Genomic DNA, 24,532 nt, shown 5'->3' on the forward strand with positions numbered 1-24,532 from the left:
CTTGATGGCCGGCAACGACGAGAAGCTGCTCGAGAACCTCCGGTGGGTGACCGGCGAGCTGCGGCAGGCCAAGGCCCGGCTGAGCGAACTGGACGAGCGGGCCGCCGAGCCGGTCGCGATCATCGGGATGAGCTGCCGGTTTCCCGGCGGGGTGAGCGATCCCGACGAGCTGTGGCGGCTGGTCGAGTCGGGGACGGACGCGGTCGGCGAGTTCCCGGCCGACCGCGGCTGGGACCTCGCCACGCTCTTCGACGACGACCCGGACAAGCCTGGTACCTCTTACGGCCGCACCGGCGGGTTCCTCGAGGGTGTCGCCGAGTTCGACGCCGAACTGTTCGGCATCTCGCCGCGTGAGGCCCTGGCCATGGACCCGCAGCAGCGGCTGTTGCTGCAGGCGAGCTGGGAGGCGCTCGAGCGCGCGGGCATCGACCCGATGTCGTTGCGGGGCAGCAGGACCGGCGTGTTCGCCGGCACCAACGGCCAGGACTACGCCCACCTGATGCTGGCCAACCCCGAGGTCTCCGACGGCTACCTCGGCACCGGCAGCGTCGCGAGCGTGCTGTCCGGCCGGATCGCCTACGCCTTCGGCTTCGAAGGCCCCACGATCACCGTCGACACGGCCTGCTCGTCCGCGCTGGTCGCGTTGCACCTGGCCGTGCAGGCGCTGCGCAAGGGCGACTGCACGCTGGCGATGGCCGGCGGTGTCACCGTGATGTCGACGCCGACGGCCTTCGTCGAGTTCAGTCGTCAGCGCGGGTTGGCCCCGGACGGGCGGTGCAAGGCGTTCGGCGCGGGCGCCGACGGCACCGGCTGGGGTGAGGGTGTCGGCGTGCTGCTGGTCGAGCGGCTGTCCGATGCCGTGCGCAACGGTCACGAGGTGCTCGCGGTCGTGCGCGGCACGGCGATCAACTCCGACGGTGCGTCCAATGGTCTGACAGCGCCGAACGGCCCGTCGCAGCAGCGGGTCATCCGCGACGCCCTTGCCGACGCGCGGCTCGCGCTGTCCGATGTGGACGCCGTGGAGGCCCACGGCACCGGCACGGCGCTCGGCGACCCGATCGAGGCCGGCGCGCTCATCGCCACCTACGGCCGCCACCACGACCCGGAACGTCCACTGTGGATCGGCTCCGTCAAGTCCAACCTCGGCCACACCCAGGCCGCCGCCGGGATCGCCGGCGTGATCAAGATGGTGCAGGCCATGCGGCACGGCGTGTTGCCGCGCACCCTGCACGCCGACGAGCCCTCGCCGCACATCGACTGGTCGGCGGGCACGGTGTCGGTGGTGACCGAGAACCGGCCGTGGCCGGTGGCCGATCGGCCGCGGCGAGCGGCGGTGTCGTCGTTCGGCGTCAGCGGCACCAACGCCCACACCATCCTCGAACAGGCACCGGCCGTCGAAGCGATCCCGGCGGAGCGGACCGCGCCGCCGGTGATGCCGCTCGTGGTCTCCGCGCGGACCGCCGACGGCCTGGAACGGCAGGTGGAGCGGCTGCACGCGTTCCTGGACGGGCAGGCACTCGTCGACGTGGCGCACTCGCTGGCCACCGGCCGGGCCGCGCTGGAGCACCGCGCGGTGCTGCTGGGCGAACACCGGGTGGATGGCGTCGCCGGCCCGGGCAAGCAGGCGTTCCTGTTCACCGGCCAAGGCGGCCAGCGGACCGGCGTGGGGCGCGAGCTGTACGCGTCGTGGCCGGTGTTCGCCGAAGCCGTGGACGCCGTCTGCGCCCACCTCGATCCCGCGCTGGACGTGCCGCTGCGCACCGTGATGTTCGAGGCGTCGGACCTGCTCGACCAGACCCGCTACACCCAGGCCGCGTTGTTCACCCTGGAAGTGGCGTTGTTCCGGTTGCTGGAGTCGTGGGGCGTGCGACCCGACCACCTCCTGGGTCACTCCATCGGCGAGGTCGCCGCCGCGCACGTCGCCGGGATCCTGTCGCTCGCGGACGCCTGCACCCTGGTCGAGGCGCGCGGGCGGTTGATGCAGGCTTTGCCGCCGGGCGGGGCGATGCTGGCCGTCGAGGCCACCGAGGCGGACATCCCCGCGGGCGTGGACATCGCCGCGATCAACGGTCCGACGTCGATCGTCGTCTCCGGTGCCGAAGCCGAGCTCGACGCGCTGGCGGCGGCGTGGCAGGCCGAGGGTCGCAAGGTCAAGCGGCTCGTCGTCTCGCACGCGTTCCACTCGCGGCTGGTGGAACCGATGCTGGCCGAGTTCGCCACCGTCGCGCAATCCCTGACCTACCGGCAGCCGACGATCCCGGTCGTGCCCGCGGCGTCCACTGTGGAGCACGAGCTCACTTCGCCCGCGTACTGGGTCGGTCAGGTGCGTGCGGCCGTGCGGTTCGCCGACGGCGTCGCGACCTTGCGGGGCGCCGGCGTCACCCGCTACCTCGAACTCGGTTCGGGCGTGCTGTCCGCGCTCGTCGAGGACGGCGTGCCGATGTTGCGCGTGGGCCGCGACGAGAACGAGACGGCGCTGCGCGCGGTCGCCACCACCTTTGTGCGGGGTGGAACCGTCGACTGGGCGGGCATGCTCGCCCCGTACGGGGGACGCCGCGTCGACCTGCCCACCTACCCGTTCGCGCGCCGGGCGTACTGGCCGGACGCCCGGATCGGTGCGAGCAACCTCGCCGCCGCTGGTCTGGGCGCGGCCGATCACCCGCTGCTCGGGGCCGCCGTGTCCCTGGCCGCGGCCGACGGCGTCCTGCTGACCGGCACGCTGTCCACGACCACCCACCCGTGGCTGGCTGAGCACCGGATCATGGGCCGCACGCTCGTACCGGGCACGGCATTCGTGGAGCTGGCGCTGCGCGCGGGCGACCAGCTCGGCTGCCGGGGGCTGGCCGAGCTGACCGTGCACACGCCCCTGGTGTTGCCCGAGCGCGGTGCTGTACAGCTGCAGGTGACGGTCGACGCGGCGCGTGCCGTGACGATCCACGCCCGGCCCGAGGATCCCACCGCCGAGTGGGTGTGCCACGCCGAAGGGCTGCTCACCGAGGACGTCCCGGCGGCGGGGTTCGACCTCGCCCAGTGGCCACCGCCCGGCGCCGAGCCGGTCGACCTGGACGGCTGCTACGACACCTCGGCCGGCGCGGGTTTCGGCTACGGGCCGGTCTTTCGCGGGCTGCGCGCGCTCTGGCGACGCGGTGATGACCTCTACGCCGAGGTCGAGTTGCCGGAGCCGGCCCGGCGCGACGCCGGACGGTTCGGCGTGCACCCCGCCTTGCTCGACGCGGCACTGCACCCGACCGGGCTCGAACCCGGCACGGCCGGGCTGCCGTTCGCCTGGACCGGGGTTTCGCTGTACGCCACGGGCGCGTCGATGCTTCGCGTGCGGCTCACGCCGACCGCATCCGGGCACGCCCTGCAGCTGGCCGACGGCACCGGTGCGGCGGTCGCCGCGGTCGACTCGCTCGTGCTGCGCCCGGTGAACGCGGCGCAACTGGACCGCGGCGGCGACGACTCGTTGTTCGCCGTCGAGTGGACGCCGGTGTCCCTTGTGGACGCCCCGGAGCTGCCGGTGCACCGGTTCGACGAACTGGCCGAGCGCGGGGAACTCGACGGTACCGACGCGGTGGTCGTCGAGTGGATCACCGAGTCCGGGCCGGTGCGGGACACCGCGCACCACGTGCTGGCGGTCGTGCAGGCGTGGCTCGCCGACGAGCGGTTCGCCGGTGCCCGGCTGGTGATCCTGTCCCGGGGCGCCGTGGCCGCCGGTCCGGGTGACGTCGTCACCGACCTGGCCGCGGCCGGCGCGTGGGGCCTGGTGCGCTCGGCCCAGTCGGAGCACCCCGGCCGGTTCGTGCTGGTCGACGTGGACGAAGAGGCGTCGCTGGGCGTGCTGGCGTCGGTGCTCGCGCTGGACGAACCGCAGGTCGCGATCCGCGGCGACGAGGTCCTGGTGCCCCGCCTGGTTCGTGCGTCGGCCGTGGGCACGCTGCCCGTGCCGGACGCGCCGCACTGGCGGCTGGACGCCGAGGGCGACGGCACGCTCGACCACCTGGCCCTGCGCGAAACGACTCCGGAACAGCTGGGAGCAGGGCAGCTCCGGGTCGCCGTGCGGGCCGCGGGTGTGAACTTCCGCGACGTGCTGATCGCGCTCGGCACGTACCCCGAGGCCGCGCTGATGGGCTCCGAGGCGGCCGGCGTGGTCCTGGAGGTCGGCGCGGACGTCACCGACCTCGCGCCGGGCGACCGGGTCTTCGGCCTGTTCGCCGGCGCGTTCGGGCCGGTCGCGGTCACCGATCGGCGGTTCGTCGCGCCGATCCCGCCCGGCTGGTCCTTTGTGGACGCCGCCGCCGTGCCGATGGTCTTCCTGACCGCGTACTACGCGCTGGTGGACCTGGCGCGGCTGAAGTCCGGCGAGACGGTGCTGATCCACGCGGCCGCCGGCGGCGTGGGCATGGCCGCCGTGCAGCTGGCCCGGCACCTCGGCGCCGACGTGCTGGCCACCGCCGGCGTCGGCAAGTGGGCCGCGGTGCGGGAGCTGGGCGTCCCGCTGGAGCGGCTGGCGTCCTCCCGCGACCTGCACTTCGCGGATCAGTTCCGCGACCACGGCGTCGACGTCGTGCTGAACTCGCTGACCGGGGAGTTCATCGACGCCTCCCTCGGGCTGCTGAACGAGGGCGGCCGCTTCATCGAGATGGGCAAGGCCGATCTCCGCGAGCCGCGGGACGTGGCTTACCGGGCGTTCGACCTCAGCGAGGCCGGTCCCGACCGCATCCAGGAGATGCTGCTGGCGGTGCTGGATCTGTTCGCGCGCGGCGTGCTGCGGCCGTTGCCGGTGCGAGCGTGGGACGTGCGCGAGGCCGTCACCGCGTTCCGGTTCCTCGGCCAGGGCAGGCACATCGGCAAGAACGTCGTCACCATCCCGCGCCGGCCCGACCCGGACGGCACGGTGCTGATCACCGGCGGTACCGGCGTGCTGGGCGGTTTGCTGGCCCGCCACCTCGTGGCCCACCACGGCATCCGGCACCTGGTCCTCGCCGGTCGCAGCGGAGGCCTGGTCCCGGAGCTGGACGCCGACATCCGGGTCGTCGGCTGCGACCTGACCGACCGGGCCGCGGTCGCCGACCTGCTGGCCTCGATCCCGAACCTGACCGGTGTCGTGCACGCGGCCGGGATCGCCGACGACGGTGTCGTCGAATCGCTGACCCCGGACCGGATCGACGCCGTGCTCGCTCCGAAGGCCGACGGCGCGCTCGTGCTGCACGAGCTGACGGCGGGCCTGGACCTCGCCTGGTTCGTGCTCTACTCCTCGGCCGCGGCCACGTTCGGCTCGCCCGGGCAAGCCAACTACGCCGCCGCCAACGCGGTCCTCGACGGGCTCGCGTCGCGGCGCCGCGCGCTCGGCCTGCCCGCCTCGTCGCTGGGCTGGGGGCTGTGGACGCAGACCAGCGCCATCAGCGCCGGCCTGAACCGGGCCGACCTCGCCCGCATCGGTGGCACGCTGTCCGCCGAGCAGGGCACCGCGTTGTTCGACGCGGCCCTGTCCACTGGGCTCGGGCACGCCGTGCCGATGCGGCTCGACCTCGCCTCCCTGCGCAACCGGACGCCGCTGCCCGCCTTGCTGCGTGGTCTCGTGCGCGCGCCGTTGCGGCGCGCGGATACCGCCACCGGCGCGACACCGCTGGCTCAGCGCCTGACCGCGCTGCCGGCGGCCGAGCGCGACCGGCTGCTCATCGGGCTGGTGTGCACGGAGGTCGCCGCCGCGCTCGGGTACTCCTCGGCCGACACGGTCGAGGCGACGAAGACGTTCAAGGATCTGGGTTTCGACTCGCTCACGTCGGTCGAGCTGCGCAACCGGATGAACGCCGCCACCGGCCTGCGGCTGCCCGCGACGCTGGTGTTCGACCACCCCTCGCCGGCCGCGCTGGCCGAGTACCTGCGCGGGGAACTGATCGGTGCCGAGACCACGGTGTCGGTGGCGTTGCCGTCGGCCGGCACCGACGACGACCTGATCGCGATCGTCGGGATGAGCTGCCGCTACCCCGGTGGGGTCGACTCCCCGGAAGACCTGTGGCGGCTGGTCGAGTCCGAAGTGGACGTCGTGGGCGAGTTCCCGGCCGACCGCGGCTGGGACCTCGGCTCGCTCTACGACCCCGATCCGGACCGGCCCGGCACCAGTTACGCCCGCGACGGCGGCTTCCTGCGCGATGCCGCCGAGTTCGACGCCGCCTTGTTCGGGATCTCGCCGCGTGAGGCGCTGGCGATGGATCCGCAGCAGCGGTTGCTGCTGGAGGCCTCGTGGGAGGTGTTCGAACGGGCGGGGATCGACCCACGGTCGGTGCGGGGCAGCCAGGCCGGGGTGTTCGTCGGCGTCGCCGCCTCCGGCTACGGGGCCGGGATCCGGTTGCCCGAAGGCGTCGAAGGGCACTTCCTCACCGGCAGTTCGACCAGCGTCGCGTCCGGCCGGATCGCCTACGCCTTCGGGCTCGAGGGTCCGGCGGTGACGGTGGACACGGCGTGTTCGTCGTCGTTGGTGGCGTTGCACTTGGCGGCGCAGGCGGTGCGATCCGGCGAGTGCTCCATGGCGTTGGCCGGTGGCGCGACGGTGATGGTCACCCCGGGGATCTTCACCGAGTTCAGCCGTCAGCGGGGGCTGGCGGCGGATGGCCGGTGCAAGTCGTTCGCGGACGCCGCGGACGGCACCGGGTGGTCCGAGGGCGTCGGGATGCTGCTGGTGGAGCGGCTGTCCGACGCGGTGCGGTCCGGTCACCGGGTGCTCGCGGTCGTGCGCGGCTCGGCGGTCAACCAGGACGGCGCCTCGAATGGCCTGACGGCGCCGAACGGCCCGTCCCAGCAGCGGGTGATCCGCCAGGCGCTCGGCTCGGCGGGTTTGCGTCCGTCCGATGTGGACGTCGTCGAGGCCCACGGCACCGGCACCACCTTGGGCGACCCGATCGAAGCGCAGGCTCTGCTCGCGACCTACGGCCAGGACCGGGACCGCCCGCTGTGGCTGGGGTCGGTGAAGTCCAACCTGGGCCACGCCCAAGCCGCGGCCGGCGTCGCCGGCGTGATCAAGATGGTCATGGCGATGCGGCACGGTGTGCTGCCCAGGACGCTGCACGTTGACGAGCCGTCGTCGCATGTGGACTGGTCGTCGGGTGCGGTGTCGCTGCTGACCGAGGCGCGACCGTGGACTTCGGACGGGCCGCGCCGGGCCGGGGTGTCGTCGTTCGGGGTCAGCGGCACCAACGTGCACCTGATCATCGAGGAGTTCCCGGCACCGTCCACTCCGGAGCCCGAGACCACGACCGGCTCGGTGCCGCTGGTGGTCTCGGCCCGGTCGGCGGCGGCCTTGCGTGCGCAGGTGGACCAGGTGCGCGAGCTGCCCGGCTCGGTGGACGTCGCGTACTCGCTCGCCACCACGCGCGCCGCGTTGGAGCACCGGGCGGTCGTGCTGGGTGCGGACCTGATCGAGGGCACTGCCGCCCCTGGGCGCCTGGCGTTCCTGTTCACCGGTCAGGGTGCACAGCGCGTCGGCATGGGCCGGGCGCTGTACGAGCGGTTCCCGGTCTACGCGTCCACAGTGGACGAGATCGCGGCGCGGTTCGACCGGATCCCGTTCGACGACGAAGAACTGCTGAACCAGACCGAGGGTGCGCAAGCAGCGATCTTCGCGCTCGAGGTGGCGTTGTTCCGGCTGCTCGAGTCCTGGGGCATCACCCCGGACTTCCTGCTCGGGCATTCGATCGGTGAGCTCGCCGCCGCGCACGTCGCGGGGGTGTTGTCGCTCGACGACGCCTGCACCCTGGTGGCGGCACGCGGCCGGTTGATGCAGGCGTTGCCGCCGGGTGGCGCGATGCTCGCCGCCGACGCGACCGAAGCGGACGTGCCCGACGGTCTGGACATCGCGGCGATCAACAGCCCTACCTCGTTGGTGGTGTCGGGTACCGAGGAGGAGATCGCTGGACTCGAAGAGCTGTGGCAGGACCGGCGGACCAAGCGGCTGACGGTCTACCGTGCGTTCCACTCGCGGTTGATGGAGCCGATGCTGGCCGAGTTCGGGGCGGTCGCGCGGTCGCTGACCTACCACCAGCCGCGGCTCACGCTCATCGCCGGCGACGTGACCGACCCGGAGTACTGGGTGCGCCAGGTCCGCGAGACGGTCCGCTTCGCCGACGGCGTCCAGCGGCTTCGCGACGAGGGCGTGACGAACTGGGTCGAGCTGGGACCGGACGCCGCGCTCAGCGCCCACGTCGAGAACGCCGCCGCCACGCTGCGCCGCGGCCGCGACGAGGTGTCGACGCTGTTCACCGCCGTCAGCGAGGTGTGGGTCCGGGGGGTCGAGGTCGACTGGGCGCGGGTCGTGCCGGGTCGGGTCGTCGACTTGCCGACGTATGCGTTCCAGCGGGAACGGTTCTGGCTGGCGCCCGCGCGTCCGGCCGCCGACGCCGACCCGGCCGAGGAAGGCTTCTGGGCCGCCGTCGAGTCCGGTGACGTCGAGTCGGTGGCGGGAACGCTGCAGGTGCCGTCCGACGGCCTGACCGGCGTCGTGCCCGCCTTGTCCGCGTGGCGCAAGCAGCGTCGTGCCAAGTCCGTTGTGGACAGCTGGCGGTACCAGGTGGCCTGGACACCCATCACCCTCGACCGGGCAACATTGTCCGGAGCCTGGCTGGTGCTGGGTGCTGGTGCCGACGTCGCGCAGGCGTTGCGGGACGCTGGGGCCGAAGTCGTCGAGTCGGATTCCGTCCTCGACGGCGACTGGGCGGGCGTCGTGTCGGCGCTCGACGTCGAGGCCTCGCTGGACGTGGTCAAGTCCGCGACGGCGCCGGTCTGGTGCGTCACGCGTGGCGCGGTCGCCATCGGCCGCTCCGACCCGGCTCCCGACCCCGATCAGGCGATGGTGTGGGGCCTCGGCCGGGTCGCCGCCCTGGAGCACCCCGAGCGGTGGGGCGGTCTGGTCGATCTGCCCGCGCGGCTCGACGACCGTGCGGCGGCACGGTTCGTCAGCGTGCTGGCCGGCGCGCACGACCAGGTCGCGGTGCGTGCCAGCGGGATCCACGAACGCAGGCTGCGCCGGGCGGCCCCCGTCGCCGGAACGCCGTGGACCACCTCGGGTGCGGTGCTGGTGACCGGTGGCACGGGGGCGCTCGGCGCCCACGTCGCTCGGTGGCTGGCGGGGCGCGGCGTGTCCCGGCTGGTGCTGGTGAGCCGGCGCGGCGTGGCCGCGCCGGAGCTGGTCGACGAGCTGGCGGGCATGGGGGCCAAGACCACGGTCGTCGCGTGTGACGTGTCAGATCGAGACGACTTGGCCGCGGTGCTGGCCGAGCACCCCGTGACCGCCGTCGTCCACGCGGCCGGGGTGGACCGGCCCGCACGCATCGCGGAGCTCGACGCGGACGGGCTCGACGAAGTGTTGCGCGCCAAGGTGCTGGGCGCGCGCCACCTGGACGAACTGCTGCCCGACGCCGAGGCGTTCGTGGTGTTCTCGTCCATCGCCGGGGTGTGGGGCAGTGCCGGGCAGGCCGCCTACGCCGCGGCCAACGCCTACCTCGACGCGCTGGTGACCCGGCGTCGGAGTGCGGGCCGGATCGGGACGGCGCTCGACTGGGGTCCGTGGGCCGAGGGCGGCATGGCCGCCGGCGAGGCCGCGGAGTACTTGCGGCGCCGGGGTTTGCGGGCGATGGCGCCGGACCTGGCGATCACCGCGCTCGCTAGCGCCCTGGAGGCCGGCGAGACCTGCGTGACCGTGGCCGACGTCGACTGGACCCGGTTCACCGACGCCTTCACCTCCGCCCGGCCCAGCGGTCTGTTCACCGACCTGATCCCGGCCCGCGTCGAGGCCGACGAGTCACCCGCGCGTACGCGCCTGGCCGCGCTGTCACCCGCCGATCGCACCCGTGAGCTCTCCGACATGGTTCGCCGCGGCGTGGCCGCCGTGCTCGGCCATGCCGACCACCAGGCCTTCGGCGCCACGACGTCGTTCGCCGACCTCGGGTTCGACTCGCTGACCGCGGTCGACCTGCGCAACCGGCTCGCCCGCGCGACCGGCCTCGACGTGGCGACGACCGCGGTGTTCGACTACCCGAACGCGGCCGCGCTCACCGAGCACCTCGCCGCCGAGCTCGTCGGCACCCTCCCGCAGGACGCCCTGGTCACGGCCCGGCACGACGACCCCATTGCAATCGTCGGGATGAGCTGCCGGCTGCCCGGTGGGGTGTCCAGCCCGGACGACTTGTGGCAGCTGGTCGTCACCGGCACGGACGCGATCGGCGCCTTCCCGGCCGACCGCGGCTGGGACACCTCCTGGATGGACGGTGCCATCGCCCGGCTCGGCGGCTTCCTCGACGACGCCACCGAGTTCGACGCCGAGCTGTTCGGCATCTCGCCGCGGGAGGCCGCCGCGATGGACCCGCAGCAGCGGCTGCTGCTGGAGTCCGGCTGGACGGCGTTCGAGCAGGCCGGGATCGACCCGCACTCCGTGCGCGGCAGCCGGACCGGGGTGTTCGTCGGGGCGTCGAACTCCGGCTACGGCAACCTGTCCCGCCCGCCCGAGGACCTGGCCGGGCACCTGCTCACCGGCAGCGCGAACAGCGTGATCTCGGGCCGGCTCGCCTACACCTTCGGGCTGGAAGGCCCGGTGCTCACGGTCGACACCGCATGCTCGTCCTCGCTGGTCGCCCTGCACCTCGCGGCCAAGTCGCTGCGCGACGGCGAATGCGACCTCGCCCTCGCGGGCGGGGTCGCGGTGCTGGCGACGCCGGTGGCGTTCGCGGAGTTCGGCCGGCAGGGCGGGCTCGCCGCCGACGGACGGTGCAAGGCGTTCGGTGCGGGCGCCGACGGCACCGGCTGGTCGGAAGGCGTCGCCGTGCTGCTCGTGGAGCGGCTGTCCGACGCCCGCCGCAACGGCCACGAGGTGCTGGCCGTGGTCCGCGGCACCGCGGTCAACGCCGACGGCGCGTCGAACGGGCTCACCGCGCCCAACGGTCCCGCGCAGCAGCGGGTGATCCGGGACGCACTGGCCGACGCTGGCCTCACACCGTCCGATGTGGACGCTGTGGAGGCGCACGGCACGGGCACCGCGCTGGGTGACCCGATCGAGGCGACGGCATTGCTGGCGACCTACGGCCAGGGCCGCGAGCGGCCGTTGTGGCTGGGTTCGGTGAAGTCCAACCTCGGGCACACCCAGGCCGCGTCCGGGCTGACCGGCGTGATCAAGATGGTGCAGGCGTTGCGGCACGGCGTGCTGCCCCGCACCCTGCACGCCGAGGAGCCGACCCCGCACGTCGACTGGTCCTCCGGTGCGGTCTCCCTGCTCACGGAAAACCAGGACTGGGGTCACGACCGGCTCCGCCGGGCGGGGGTGTCGTCGTTCGGGATCAGCGGCACGAACGCGCACGTCGTCCTCGAGGCGGCCGAGCCAGCGCCCGCACCGGCGCCGGAACCGGAACCGGAACTGCGCATCGAAGTGCCGTTGGTGTTGTCAGCCCGCTCGGCCGAAGCCCTGCGGGCGCAGGCCGACCACGTCGGCGCCGCACTGACCGGACAACGGTCGTTGGACGTGGCCTACTCGCTGATCCACGGGCGCGCGGCGCTCGAGCACCGGGCCGTGGTGTTCGACGTCGCATCGGTGGCCACGCTCGCCGGTCCGGACGTCCACCAAGGCGTCGCAGCACCGGGCCGCGTGGCGTTCCTGTTCGCCGGGCAGGGCGCCCAGCGAGCCGGGATGGGCCGCGAGTTGTACGAGACGTTCCCGGTCTTCGCCGACGCGCTCGACGCCATCTGCGCCCGCCTCGACCCCGACCTCGGCCGTCCACTGCGGACGGTGCTGTTCGCCGACGCCGGGTCGTCGGACGCCGAACTGCTGGACCGGACCGCCTACACCCAGGCAGGGTTGTTCGCCGTCGAGGTCGCGTTGTTCCGGTTGCTGGAGTCGTGGGGCGTACGGCCGGACGTCGTGCTCGGCCACTCGATCGGCGAGGTCGCCGCCGCGCACGTCGCGGGCGTGCTGAGCCTCGACGACGCGTGCACGCTGGTCTCCGCGCGGGGACGGCTGATGCAGGCGCTGCCCGCCGGCGGAGCGATGCTGGCGATCGAGATCAGCGAGCAGGAGATCGCCCAACTGCTGGCCGGGCACGAGGACGCGGTCAGCACGGCCGCGGTGAACGGGCCCAACTCGGTGGTCGTGTCCGGCGACGAGGACGTGATCGTCGAGCTGGAGATCGGCTGCCGCGAAGCCGGCCGCAAGGCCCGGCGGCTGCGGGTCTCGCACGCGTTCCACTCACCGCACATGGACGCCATGCTGGCCGAGTTCGCGGCGGTCGTGGCCGCGTTGGCGCTACGGGCGCCGACGGTGCCGCTGGTGTCCAACGTGTCCGGTGCGCTCGTCGACCAGGACGAGATCACCACCGCCGACTACTGGGTCCGCCACGTCCGGGCCGCGGTCCGGTTCGCCGACGGCGTGACCACCCTGCGCGACGCGGGCGTGACCACGATGCTCGAGTTGGGCCCGGACGGCGTGCTCACGGCCATGGCCCGGCAGAGCGCGGACATCCCGGCGATCCCGGTGCAGCGCAGCGGACGGCCCGAGGCGCGGACCCTGCTCGACGCGGTTGCCGCGGCCTACGTGCGCGGCGTCGAGGTGGACTGGGCGCCGCTGGTCGCCGGCGGTCGCCGGGTCGACCTGCCCACCTATCCGTTCCAGCGCAAGCGGTACTGGATCGAGCCCGAGCCGGCCGTGACGGCGCCCGACTCCGCCGAAGCCCGGTTCTGGTCGGCGGTGGAGGCCGGCGACGCCGACTCGCTGACCCGGCTCCTGAGGACCACCCCGGACAGCCTGGACGCCGTGCTCCCGGCCTTGGCCGCCTGGCGCCGCACCCGGCACGAGCAGTCCACTGTGGACCAGTGGCGATACCGCGTCCGGTGGCAGCCGGTGCCCACCGCACCGGCGTCGCTGTCCGGGACCTGGCTGGCGATCGGGTGCGACGAGGACGTCCGGCAGGCCCTTGGCACCCCTGTCGTGGTGGCCGAATCCGTCGACGCGATCCCGGCCGGGGACTACGCGGGCGTGCTGGCGGCGGTGCCGGCGCTCGACCTCCTGACGCTGCTGCGGGCCGACCTCGGCGCCCCGATCTGGTGCGTCACCCGGAGTGCGGTCTCCGTGGGTCGCTCGGACCCGTTGCGCGACGCCACGCAGGCTCCGGTGTGGGGCCTGGGCCGGGTCGCGGCACTCGAACACCCGGACCGGTGGGGTGGCGTGATCGACCTGCCCGCCGTGGTGGACGACCGGGCGGCCGCGCGGCTCGTCGCCGTGCTCAGCGGTGCCGACGACCAGGTGGCGGTGCGCGGTTCGGGTGTGTTCGCGCGCCGGGTGCGGCGAGCGCCGCAGTCCGACGCTGCGGTGCCCCAGTGGACGCCGTCCGGGCCGGTGCTGATCACCGGGGGCACCGGTGCGCTCGGCACGCACGTCGCGCGCTGGCTGGCCGGGCGCGGCGCCCGGAACCTGGTGCTGGCGAGCCGTCGTGGTCCGGACGCGCCGGGGGCCGCCGAACTCGTGGCCGAACTGGCGGAGCTGGGCACGGCGGCGGTCGTCGTGGCCTGTGACGTCGCCGACCGGGACGCCCTGGCCACCGTGCTGGCCGAGCACCCGGTCACCGCCGTGGTGCACACGGCCGGTCTCGACCGGCCCGCGCCCCTCGACGAGCTGACCAGCGCCGACTACACCGATGCGCTGGCGGCCAAGCTGACCGGCGCGGTCAACCTCGATGCCTTGCTGCCGGACGCCGAGGCGTTCGTGCTGTTCTCGTCGATCGCCGGGGTGTGGGGCAGTGGCGGGCAAGGCGCCTACGCCGCCGCGAACGCCGGGCTCGACGCCCTGGCCGAGGCGCGACGGGCGCGCGGGCAGGCCGCGACGTCCGTGGCCTGGGGTCCGTGGGCGGGCACCGGCATGCTCGTGGACACCGCCGGCGCCGAGGAGCACTTCCGCCGTCGCGGCCTGACCGGCATGGACCCGGCGCCGGCGATCGCGGCCCTCGGGTCCGCCGTCGACCACGACGAGACCTGTGTGGTCGTGGCCGACGTGGACTGGAGCCGGTTCGCGGCCACGTTCACCACCGGCAGGCCCAGCCCGCTGCTCACCGAACTGCTCGCGGACCTCCCCTCGGTCGCACCGGCTGGGGATGAGGTGCCACCGCTGGTCGCCCGGCTGGCCGGGCTGCCGTCGGCCGAGCAGGTGCGGGTGGTTCGGGCCGAGGTCAGGGCCGAGGCCGCGACCGTGCTCGGTCACGAGGACCCGGTGGCCGCCGACCGGCCGTTCCGCGATCTCGGGTTCGACTCGCTGACCGCGGTCGAACTGCGGGACCGCCTGGTCGCCGCGACCGGGATCGCGCTGCCCGCCGGGGTGGTCTTCGACCATCCCAACGCGACCGCGCTGGCCGACCACCTGGCCGCCCGCCTCGCCGGAACCGAGACCACCACTGAGATCGAGACGACCAATCTCGCGCTCGACGAGCCGATCGCCATCGTGGGCATGAGCTGCCGCTACCCGGGCGGGGTCACGTCGCCGGAAGCCTTGTGGGACTTGGTGTCCACGGGTGGTGACGCGATGGGTCCGTTCCCGGTCGATCGCGGCTGGGACCTCGACGGGCTGTTCGACGACGACCCGGACGCGGTCGGCACGTCCTACGCCCGCGAGGGCGGGTTCCTCGACGGCGTCGCGGAGTTCGACGCCGGGTTGTTCGGGGTCTCGCCGCGCGAGGCGGTGGCCATGGATCCGCAGCAGCGATTGCTGCTGGAGGCGTCGTGGGAGGTGTTCGAACGGGCCGGGATCGACCCGAAGTCCTTGCGGGGCAGCGACACCGGCGTGTTCGCGGGCACCAACGGGCAGGACTACGCCCGGCTGACCGTGGTCGCGTCCGACGCACGGGAAGGTCATGTCGCCACCGGTGCCGCCGCGAGCGTGCTGTCGGGCCGGGTGGCGTACGCGTTCGGGCTCGAAGGGCCCGCGATGACCGTCGACACCGCGTGCTCGTCCTCGCTCGTCGCACTGCACCTGGCCGTGCGGGCGTTGCGTTCCGGTGAGTGCTCGCTGGCGGTGGCCAGCGGGGTGACGGTGATGGCGACGCCGGGGGCGTTCGTGGAGTTCAGCCGCCAGCGCGGGCTGGCCGCGGACGGCCGGTGCAAGGCGTTCGCCGACTCCGCGGACGGCACGGCGTGGTCCGAGGGCGTCGGCGTGCTGCTGGTGGAACGGTTGTCCGACGCGGTGCGCCACGGCCGGCGCGTGCTCGCGGTCGTGCGGGGCACGGCGGTCAACCAGGACGGCGCGTCCAACGGCCTGACCGCGCCGAACGGACCGGCACAGCAACGGGTCATCCGCGCCGCCCTGACCGACGCCCGGCTCGCACCGTCCGATGTGGACGTCGTGGAGGCGCACGGCACCGGGACGACGCTGGGCGATCCGATCGAGGCCGAGGCGTTGCTGGCGACCTACGGGCAGGACCGGGACCGCCCGCTGTGGCTGGGGTCGGTCAAGTCGAACCTCGGGCACACGCAGGCGGCGGCCGGGGTCGCCGGGGTGATCAAGATGGTCATGGCGATGCGGCACGAGACGTTGCCCGCGACCCTGCACTCCGACGTGCCGTCGTCCCATGTGGACTGGGCATCCGGCGCGGTGTCGCTGCTGGCCGAGGCCCGGCCGTGGCCGTCGGCGCGACCGCGCCGCGCCGGGGTGTCGTCGTTCGGGATGAGCGGAACCAACGCGCACGCGATCCTCGAGCAGGCGCCGGCCGTGGAACCGGTGGACGTGCCGGTCGCGGACGGGACGTTCCCGCTGGTGGTGTCGGCTCAGTCGGCGACTGCGTTGTCGGCTCAGGTCGAGCGGGTCCGGTCAGTGGGCGGTCGGCCGGTGGATGTCGCGCACTCGCTCGCCACGGGCCGGGCCGCGCTGGAGCACCGCGCGGTGCTGCTGGGTGACACCAAGGTGCAGGGTTCGGTGGTCGAGGGCGGCACGGCATTCCTGTTCACCGGGCAGGGCGCGCAGCGGGCCGGCATGGGACGCGAGCTGTACGACGTCTTCCCGGTGTTCGCGGACGCCTTCGACGCCGTCTGCGCCCGGTTCGACGCCGAGCTGGCCGAACCGGTCAAGCGCGTGGTGCTCGAAGCCCCCGAGTCGCTCGGCCAGACCCCGCTTGACCAGACGCTGTACGCCCAGACCGGGTTGTTCGCCTTGGAAGTGGCGTTGTTCCGGTTGCTGGAATCGTGGGGCGTCACGCCGGATCACCTGCTGGGCCACTCGATCGGCGAGCTCGCGGCCGCCCACGTCGCGGGCGTGCTGTCGCTGGATGACGCGTGCGCGTTGGTTGCTGCTCGGGGTCGCCTGATGCAGGCGTTGCCGTCGGGTGGCGCCATGCTTGCCGTCGAGGGCACGGAAGCCGATGTGCCCGAAGGCATCGACATCGCGGCGGTCAACAGCCCGACCTCCCTCGTCGTGTCCGGGACCTCGGACGAGATCGAGGCGCTGGAGCTCGGCTGGCGTGGCGAAGGCCGCCGGGTCAAGCGGTTGGCCGTCTCGCACGCGTTCCACTCGAAGCTGATGGAACCGATGCTGGCCGAGTTCGCGACGGTCGCGCAGTCGTTGACCTACCACGAGCCGCGGATCTCGATGTTCGGTGCGGTCACGGATCCGGGCTACTGGGTGCGGCAGGTCCGGGACACGGTGCGGTTCGCCGACGGTGTCGAGCGGCTGCGTGCCTTGGGCGTCACCACGTTCCTTGAAGTGGGTCCGGACCCCGTGCTCTCGGCTCACGTCGAGGATTGCGTGCCCGCGCTGCGCGGCGGCCGCCCCGAAACCGACGCCCTGTTCACCGCCGTGGGCTCGGCGTGGGTGCGGGGCACCGGGGTCGACTGGGATGCCGTGTTCCGTCCGTGGCGGCCGCAACCGGTGGACCTGCCGACGTATGCGTTCCAGCGGGAGCGGTACTGGGCCGCCGTGCGGGAACCGCTGCTCGGCACGCCGGTGCCACTCGCCACCGGCGACGGCGTGCTGTTGACCGGGCGGCTGTCCGTGGCCACGCAACCTTGGCTCGCCGACCACGTGGTGACGGGCGCGGTCGTGCTGCCCGGCACCGCGTTCGTCGAGCTGGCCCTGCGGTCGGGCTACCCGCGGGTGACCGAGCTGACCATCGAGGCACCGCTGGTGCTGCCGGAGCGCGGCGCCGTCCAGGTCCAGGTGATCGTCTCCGGCGACCGCACCGTCGCGATCCACGCCCGGCCCGACCGCGACGACGCGCCGTGGACCCGGCACGCCACCGGCACGGTGGACGAGGCCGTGCCAGGCGAGCCGGGTGATCCGGTGTGGCCACCCGCCGGCGCGGAACCTGTTGCCGTGGACGGACTTTACGAAGGACTAGCCGAGGTCGGCCTCGACTACGGTCCGGCGTTCCGCGGTCTGCGGTCCGTGTGGCGGGCCGGTGACGAGGTGTTCGCCGAGGTCGCCGTGGCGGACCAGGCCGACGGCTTCGGGGTGCACCCGGCGCTGCTGGACGCGGCACTGCACGCCATCGCGGCGGGTGGGGTGCTCGAGGGCGGCGGCGCGCTGGTGCCGTTCGCCTGGTCGGGGGTGTCACTGCACGCGACCGGTGCCGCGTTGTTGCGGGTGCGCCTGCGCGCGATCGGCACGGATGCCGTGCAAGTGACGGCTTGGGATGCGACTGGCGCGCCTGTCCTCGCCGTCGAATCACTCGTCCTGCGACCGGTGGCCTCGGCGCTGGTTCGCCGGGTGGACGACGCCCTGTTCACCGTCGACTGGACGCCCGCCGCCCTGCCGGCCGGCAGCGGCGACCCGGCCGTGGTGCGGCTGCCGACCGGCTCCGTGCGCGAGGTCGCGCATGCCGCGTTGGCGATCGTGCAGGAGCGGTTGGCCTCCGATGACGATGCGCCGTTGGTGATCGTGTCGCGGGGTGCGGTCGTGGCCCGTCCTGGCGATGTGGTGACCGATCTTGGGGCTGCCGGGGCGTGGGGCTTGATCCGCTCGGCGCAGTCGGAGCACCCCGGCCGGTTCGTGCTGGTCGACGCGGACTCCTCCTGTGACCTGTCGGCCGTTGTGGCGCTGGGCGAACCGCAGGTGGCGGTGCGCGATGGCGAGGTCTTCGTGCCTCGCCTGGCCCGCGTCGCGTCTCTGCTGGTGCCGGACGCTCCCGAGTGGACGCTTGCCGGTTCGATGGAGAACCTGTCCTTGGTCGAGACGTCGCCGAAGTCGTTGCGGCCGAACGACGTGCGGATCGAGGTGCGGGCGGCGGGGGTCAACTTCCGGGACGTCCTGATCGCGCTGGGCACCTATCCCGAGGCCGCGTCCATGGGGTCGGAGGCGGCCGGGGTCGTGGTCGAGGTGGGCTCCGCGGTCACGGATCTCGTGCCTGGGGACCGGGTGTTCGGATTGGTGTCGGGCGGGTTCGGGTCGGTCGCGGTGACGGATCGGCGGTTGGTGGCGCCGATGCCGGCCGGCTGGTCGTTCACCGATGCGGCGTCGGTGCCCATGGTGTTCCTCACCGCCTATTACGCGTTGGTCGACCTCGCCGGGTTGCGGTCGGGCGAGTCAGTGCTCATCCATGCCGCCGCGGGTGGCGTGGGCATGGCGGCGGTTCAGGTGGCGCGGAAGCTGGGTGCCGAGGTGTACGGCACGGCGAGTCCGGCCAAGTGGACGGCGACCGGGCTGCCTGCTGAGCGGTTGTCCTCGTCCCGCGATCTGGGGTTCGCCGAGAAGTTCGGTTCGGTGGACCTGGTGTTGAACTCGTTGACCGGTGAGTTCATTGACGCGTCGCTGGGCCTGCTCAACCCGAGTGGCCGGTTCATCGAGATGGGCAAGGCCGACCTGCGCGCACCGGACGACGTGGCGTACCGGGCCTTCGACTTGAGCGAAGCGGGTCCGGACCGGGTGCAGGAGATGCTGGTCGAGTTGCTCGACTTGTTCGCAACCGACGAGCTGCACCTACTGCCGGTGCGGGCGTGGGATGTGCGGGAAGCCGAGTCTGCGTTCCGGTTCATGGGGCAGGGCAAGCACATCGGCAAGAACGTGTTCACGATCCCGCGTGCGCTGGACCGGGACGGCACGGTGTTGATCACCGGTGGCACTGGCACGTTGGGCTTGCTGCTGGCGGAGCATTTGGTTGTCCAGCATGGTGTTCGGCATTTGGTGCTGGCCAGTCGCAGCGGCGGCACCGCACCGGAGTTGGACGCTGATGTCCGGGTGGTGGCGTGTAATGTGTCCGATCGGACGGCGTTGGCTGAGTTGGTGGCGTCGATCCCGGATCTGACCGGGGTGGTGCATGCGGCTGGGGTGACCGATGACGGGATCGTCGAGTCGTTGAACCCGGACCGTGTGGACGCTGTGCTGGCCAAGGCGGATGGTGCGGTGGCTTTGCATGAGCTGACCGCGGACCTCGATCTGGCGATGTTTGCGTTGTATTCGTCGGCGTCGGCGTTGTTCGGTACGCCGGGTCAGGCGAACTATGCGGCGGCGAACGCGGTGCTCGACGGGCTGGCGCATCAGCGTCGCGCCGCCGGGCTGCCCGCTGTGGCGCTGGCGTGGGGCCTGTGGGCGCAGGCGAGCACCCTCAGCGAAGGGCTGACCGAAGCCGACAAGTCGCGGCTGGGTACCGCGCTGTCCACACAGGACGGACTGGCGTTGTTCGACCTGGCGCACCGGGCCGGGCCGGCCAATGCCGTGGCCATGCGGCTCGGCAAGCCGGCCGGTGACGTGCCGCCGTTGCTGCGGGGGCTGGTGCGCGCGCCAGTGCGCCGGGCCGCGCTGCCGGCCGGCGCGTCCTCGCTGGGCGAGCGGCTGGCCGCCGTGCCCGAGGGGGAACGCAGGCGCGTGCTGCTCGGCCTGGTGTGTGGTGAGGTCGCCGCCGTGCTCGGGCACGCGTCGGCCGACGCCGTGCCACCGGGCAAGGCGTTGAAGGAACTCGGGTTCGACTCGCTCAGCTCGGTCGAGCTGCGCAACCGGGTGGCCGCCGCGACCGGGCTGCGGCTGCCCGCGACGCTGGTGTTCGACCACCCGTCGCCGGCCGCGCTGACCGAGCACCTGCTGGCCCAGCTCGGTGGCGCAGTGGCGCGTGCGGCGGTGACGTCCGTCCGTGCCGACGGCGACGACCCGATCGTGATCGTCGGGATGAGCTGCCGTTACCCGGGCGGTGTGGCCTCGCCGGAGGACCTGTGGCGGCTGGTGGAGTCCGAAGTGGACGCCATCGGCGACTTCCCGGAAGACCGGGGCTGGGACCTCGGCGCCTTGCGGCATGACGACCCGAACCGGCCCGGCACCACGTACGCCCGCGCGGGTGGCTTCGTGCCCGGTGCCGGGGAGTTCGACGCCGAGCTGTTCGAGATCTCGCCGCGTGAGGCGCTGGCGATGGATCCGCAGCAGCGGTTGCTGCTGGAGGCGTCCTGGGAGGTGTTCGAACGGGCGGGGATCGACCCGCGGTCGGTGCGCGGCAGCCAGGCTGGGGTGTTCCTGGGCGTGGCGTCGTCCAACTACGGCATCGGGTTGCCGCCGTCCGACGCGGTCGCCGAGGTCGAGGGACACCTGCTGACCGGGAGCGCGACGAGCGTCGCATCCGGTCGGGTCGCTTACGCCTTCGGGCTCGAAGGGCCGGCAGTCACGGTGGATACGGCGTGTTCGTCGTCGTTGGTGGCGTTGCACTTGGCGGCGCAGGCGGTGCGGTCGGGTGAGTGTTCGATGGCGTTGGCCGGTGGTGCGACGGTGATGGTGACGCCGGGGATCTTCACGGAGTTCAGTCGGCAGCGGGGGCTGGCGGCGGACGGTCGGTGCAAGTCGTTCGCGGACGCCGCGGACGGTACCGGCTGGTCGGAGGGTGTCGGGGTGCTCCTGGTGGAGCGGCTGTCCGACGCCCGTCGTCTCGGTCACGAGGTGCTGGCCGTCGTGCGAGGTTCGGCGATCAACCAGGACGGTGCCTCGAATGGGCTGACGGCGCCGAATGGTCCGTCGCAGCAGCGGGTGATTCATGCCGCGTTGGCGTCGGCTGGCTTGGCTCCGTCTGATGTGGACGCGGTGGAAGCACACGGCACCGGCACCACACTGGGCGACCCGATCGAGGCGCAGGCGGTGCTGGCCACCTACGGTCAGGATCGGAACCGGCCGTTGTGGCTGGGGTCGGTGAAGTCGAACCTGGGGCATGCGCAGGCGGCGGCCGGTGTGGCCGGGGTGATCAAGATGGTCATGGCGATGCGGCATGGTGTGCTGCCGAGGACGCTGCACGTTGACGAGCCGTCGTCGCATGTGGACTGGACTTCGGGTGCGGTGTCGTTGCTGACCGAGGCACAGCCCTGGGAATCCGACGATCTCCGCCGCGCCGGGGTGTCGTCGTTCGGGATGAGCGGCACCAACGCGCACGTCATCCTCGAACAGGCACCGGCGGTCGACGAGAAGCCTGCTCCGGTGGCTGCGACCCTGCCGGTGCCGTGGGTGCTGTCGGCTCGGTCGGCCGCCGCCCTGCAGGCCCAGGCCGACCGGCTCGCCGTCACCACCGGCGACTTGGCGCTGGCGGACATCGGGCATTCGCTGGCCACCACCCGGGCCGCCCTCGGGCAGCGTGCGGTGGTCCTGGCCACGAACCGCGACGACGCCGTGCACGCCCTCGCTGACCTGTCCGCGCCGGACGTGCTGCGTGGCACGGCAAGCCCCGGTGGCCTGGCGTTCCTCTTCACCGGCCAGGGGTCGCAACGGGTCGGGATGGGCCAAGAGCTGGCGGAGCGGTACCCGGTGTTCCGGACCGCGCTGGCGGAGATCACCGCCCGGTTCGAGCGCGTTCCCTTCGACGACCAGGACTTGCTGGACCGGACCGACGGTGCGCAAGCCGCGTTGTTCGCGCTGGAAGTGGCCTTGTTCCGGCTGCTGGAGTCGTGGGGGATCACGCCGGACCACCTGCTCGGCCATTCGATCGGCGAGCTGGCCGCGGCGCACGTCGCCGGCGTGCTGTCCCTCGACGACGCGTGCACCTTGGTGGCGGCTCGCGGAAAGCTCATGCAGGCGTTGCCCTCGGGCGGTGCGATGCTCGCGGTCGAGGGCACGGAAGCCGAGGTGCCGCAAGGGATCGACATCGCGGCGATCAACAGCCCGACCTCGTTGGTGGTGTCCGGTACCGAGGAGGAGATCGCTGGGCTCGAAGAGCTGTGGAAGGACCGGCGGCACAAGCGGCTGACGGTCTCGCACGCGTTCCACTCGAAGCTGATGGAACCGATGCTGGCCGAGTTCGCGGCCGTCGCGGAGTCGGTGACCTACCACGAGCCGCGGCTGTCGATGCCCGGTGACGTCACCGATCCGGCGTACTGGGTGCGGCAGGTCTGCGACACCGTGCGGTTCGCCGACGGCGTTCAGCGACTGCGGGATGCCGGGGTCGGCACGTTCGTCGAACTCGGCCCGGACCCGGTGCTGTCCGCGCACGTCGAGGGCTCGGTGGCCGTGCTCCGGCGCGGTCGCGACGAAGCCGAGACGCTGCTGCGGGCCGTCGGCACCGCGTGGGCGCGCGGCGTCGACGTCGACTGGGCCCTGGTCGTGCCCGGACGCCGGGTCGCCTTGCCGACTTATGCGTTCCAGCGCCGCCGCTACTGGCTGGACACCGCGCCCGCGGTCACGCACGACGCGGCGGAGACCGAGTTCTGGACGGCGGTGGACAACAGCGACGTCGAGCACCTCGCCCAGACCCTGCGGCTGGACGCCGGCAACGGCCTGAGCACGGTGCTGCCCGCGTTGTCGGCCTGGCGCCGCGAGCGGCAGACCAAGTCCGTTGTGGACGGCTGGCGTTACCGGGTGACCTGGACCCCGACCGTCGTCCGTCCCGGTGTCGTGTCGGGGCGGTGGCTGGTGCTCGGCGACGGTGCGGACGTGGCGCGAGCGCTGCGAGCCGCCGGTGCCGAAGTCACCGAGGCGTTGTCGGTGGTCGAGGGCGCGTGGTCGGGGATCGTGTCGCTGCTGGACCTGGAGGCGACGCTGGATCTGCTCGAGTGCGCCACCGCTCCGGTCTGGGCCGCGACCAGGGGCGCCACGACCGATCCGGATCAGGCGGCGCTGTGGGGCTTCGGCCGGGTGGCCGCCCTGGAGCACCCGCAGCGTTGGGGTGGCCTGGTCGACCTGCCGGCCGAACTGACCGAACAAGGCGGCGAACACCTGGTCGCCGTGCTCGCCGACGGCCGCGAGGACCAGGTGGCGATCAGCGGCGAGGGCGTCCGCGCCCGCAGGCTCGTCCATGCCCCGGCGGCTGCGGCCACGACCCCGTGGACACCCTCGGGTGCGGTGCTGATCACCGGCGGCACCGGTGAGCTCGGTGGCCACGTCGCGCGGTGGCTGGCCGGGCGCGGTGCCTCGCGGCTGGTGCTGGCCAGTCGTCGTGGGGTGGCACCCGAGCTCGTGGCCGAGCTGGCCGACCTGGGCGCTCAGGCGACGGTCGTGGCGTGTGACGTGTCCGACCGGGACGCGCTCGCCGCGCTCCTGGTCGAGCACCCGGTGACCGCGGTCGTGCACGCGGCCGGGGTGGACGACGACCGCCGGATCACCGACCTGGACGCCGATAGTTTGCAGGCGGTGCTGGCGGCGAAGGTGTTGGGCGCCAAGCACTTGGACGAGCTGCTGCCCGACGCCGAGGCGTTCGTGGTGTTCTCTTCGATCGCCGGGATCTGGGGCAGCGGTGGGCAGGCGGCCTACGCGGCGGCCAACGCCGCCGTCGATGCCCTGGTGGAGCGCCGCAGGACCCGCGGGCGCACCGGCACCTCGGTGGCGTGGGGCCCGTGGGCGGGTGGTGGCATGGCGGCCGGCGACGCGGGGGAGTACCTGCGGCGCCACGGCCTGCGGGCGCTGCCGGCCGACCGTGCCATCGCGGCGCTGGCTCAGGCGGTCGACGCGCGGGAAGGCTGCGTGACGGTCGCGGACGTCGACTGGCAGCGGTTCACCGAGGTGTTCACGCTCGCCCGGCCCAGCACCCTGTTCGACGAGCTGCCCGAGGTGGAACGGCTGGCCGAGCAGCAACCGGACGGGCTGACCGAGTACGCCCGGAGCTTGGCCACCGCGACCGCCGCCGACCGCGACCGCGCCCTGGTCGACCTGGTCCGCACCCACGCGGCCGCGGCGCTCGGCCACGACGGAGCGGCTGCCGTCGCGCCGACGGGCTCGTTCAGCGAGTGCGGCTTCGACTCGCTGACCGCGGTCGACGTCCGCAACCGCCTCGCCGAGGCAACCGGGCTGCCGCTGCCCACCGCGCTCGTCTTCGACTACCCGACCCCGGTCGCGCTGGCCGGCTACCTGGGTGCGGAAATCCTGGCGGACGCCGACCTCGCCGACCTCGACGCTTCAGCCGACCCGGAAGAGGCCAGCATCCGCGCCGCGCTCAACTCGGTTCCGTTGTCCCGCTTCAAGGACGCGGGCGTGTTCGACGTGCTGCTGCGCCTGGCCGGTCTCGACGCCCCCGAGCCCGCACTCGGTGAGCCGGCACCCGCGGATCCGCTCGACGCGGACTCGATCGACCTGATGGACGTCGACGCGCTGATCCAGACCGCGATCGACACCCTCGACTCCTGACTCGGA

General features: G+C 73.1%; 1 protein-coding gene. It reads left to right on the plus strand.

From position 1 onward, the window contains the following. Positions 1 to 4: 4 nt before the first annotated feature. Positions 5 to 24,526: a type I polyketide synthase gene (locus EV186_RS39610; RefSeq protein ID WP_208115885.1), complete on the plus strand. Its 24,522-nt coding sequence runs from the start codon at positions 5 to 7 to the stop codon at positions 24,524 to 24,526. The last annotated feature ends 6 nt before the right edge of the window (positions 24,527 to 24,532 follow it).

The organism is Labedaea rhizosphaerae (assembly GCF_004362825.1).
Classification (GTDB): Bacteria; Actinomycetota; Actinomycetes; order Mycobacteriales; family Pseudonocardiaceae; genus Labedaea; species Labedaea rhizosphaerae.